This is a genomic window from Micromonospora rosaria (assembly GCF_001567585.1).
Classification (GTDB): Bacteria; Actinomycetota; Actinomycetes; order Mycobacteriales; family Micromonosporaceae; genus Micromonospora; species Micromonospora rosaria.
Genome location: NZ_LRQV01000281.1, coordinates 1 through 1992 on the forward strand (window position 1 = coordinate 1; position 1992 = coordinate 1992).

Below are 1992 nucleotides of genomic sequence, written 5' to 3' on the forward strand. Positions count from 1 at the left end.
GCGCGAACCGCCACAGGTGCTCCGGCGCGCCGGGGCCGGACCCGCGCGCCACCCACGCGCCGCCCGCGTGGCGGCCACCGTGCATGGTGAGCCGCGGGTGCGGACGGCCGGTACGGGACCGGGGCGACCCGGCGCCGACGCCGATCACCGCGCCGCCGTGGTCGGCGCCGGTGTCGGTCGACGGGCGGCGGGGGACGTGGTCGGCGGTGGGCATGGTCTGGACACCGAGCACCTTTCGGCTGGTGGTGGCGCGGAACCGGGGACGGCCGGCGGAGGGTGGGGCGCAGCGGTGACCGGGCGGGCCGGGGTGCGGGTTCCCCGGCCCGCCCGGTCCCGGCGCTACGGTGTGAGGCGGAAGGTGGCGTCCTGCCGGTCGCCGGCGCTGGAGCCACTGCCGAGCGGGTCGATGCGCAACTGGTAGCCGGCGTGCCGGAGGTAGTGGGTCGGGACGTTGTGCGACCGCAGCGACGACCACGCGGCGTCGGCCAGGCCCGGGGTGCGGTGGAAGGTGGCGTCGGCCCGGAACGTGGCGCTGTTGTCGTTCGGGTCGAGCCGCAGCACGTACCCGCTGTGTCGCAGGTACGAGCCGGGGACGTTGACCGACTCGAAGGACACCCCGGCGGCGTCGGCCAACCCCGGCACCATCCGCCACAACTGGTCGCGGTACGGGTCGAACGGGTACGCGTCGAGCCGGGCCTGACCACCGGTGTGCCGCACGTACCGGTCGGGGAAGTTGGACGACTTCAGCCGTACCCAGGCGGGGGTGCCCCACCGGGAGACCAGGCCGGCGTACTCCGCGTCGGTGATGCCCAGGATCGACCCGTGCTTCACGTTCAGCGGCGGGGTGTAGTCGCGCTGGTTCAGCGCGCTCCACGAGGTGCCGCCGATGCTGCCGGTCGACCAGGCGTAGAAGTCGTTGTTGACCGGGCTGAAGGAGTCGCCCCACAGCCACCACCCGGTGCCCTCGTTCCGCTTGACCAGCAGCGGCCCCTCGATGGCGTTGCCCTGCCGCAGCCCGCCGGTGTACGTGGTGAAGCTGTTCGGCGCGCCGGTGCCGGACCGCGCCCCGTACAGGTACCCGTTGGCGAGGTTCTTGTAGTAGAGGTACGTGACGCCGCCGTCGACCACGATGTCGCCGTCGAGGACCGGGAAGCCCGGACTGAAGTAGACCTGCGGCGCGCTGACCGTGCGGAAGTCGGACGTGTAGTTGACCAGGAAGACGTCCTGCCCGCCGTTGTTGTTGGAGTACACGATGCCGTACTGCCCCCGGGCGGCGTCCCAGAAGACGGTGGGCGCCCAGGTGTGGGTGGGGTACGAGTGCATCCGCAGCAGGCGGTACCCGGTGAAGCCGGTCAGGTTCGTCGAGTCCCACACGTGCAGGTACGGGCTGTTGCGGCCGAAGTCGGTGCCGATCAGGTCGGTCGCGATCACGCCGAAGGTGCCGTCCTGCTTGCGGAAGACGAACGGGTCACGCAGGCCGAGGGTGCCGGCCGTGGGGGTGGCGACCGGGTTGTTCTGGTTCAGCGGCGTCCAGTTCAGGCCGTCCCGGCTGACCGCCAGGTGCAGGCCGTAGTTCGCCCCCTGGAAGGTCGGCGTCTCCGTGAAGTAGGCCCAGACGTAGGCGGTGTTCGTGGCCGCCCGGGCGGCGCGCGGGGTGGCGGCCACGCCGGTGGCGGCGAGGGCGGAGGAGGCGAGGGCGCCCAGGGCGAACGCTCGTCGGCTGAGGAGCACGGTGTCGACCTTTCTGGCGGCGGGACGGTGCGCGGGCGGTCGAGCCCACGGGTGGGGTGGTGGTGCGCGCGGCAGGTCGGTGCGGAAGGGGTGGGGTGCCCGCCGTCGGGGCCGGTGGGTGGGGCGCGTGGTGCCCCCGACTGGCCTGTCGATCTCCCTCCGGATGCGTTCAACGTGATATAGAGGCGTCGATGTGATCGCTAACATACGCCGGGCTCAACGGGACGGCAAGGCCGGATCCGGCCCGGTGCGGCGTCGGCG

General features: G+C 72.7%; 2 protein-coding genes. Both read right to left on the reverse strand.

Annotated elements, in window-relative coordinates; genetic code table 11:
• Positions 1–232, reverse strand: a 232-nt coding sequence (locus tag AWW66_RS31990; RefSeq protein WP_157528309.1) for a hypothetical protein, incomplete at its 3' end; no start/stop codon positions are given.
• Positions 233–339: 107 nt separating this feature from the next.
• A complete protein-coding gene (locus AWW66_RS31995; RefSeq protein WP_067374531.1) occupies positions 340–1731 on the reverse strand; it encodes a glycoside hydrolase family 43 protein in 1392 nt (463 codons plus the stop codon).
• Between the last annotated feature and the right edge of the window lie 261 nt (positions 1732–1992).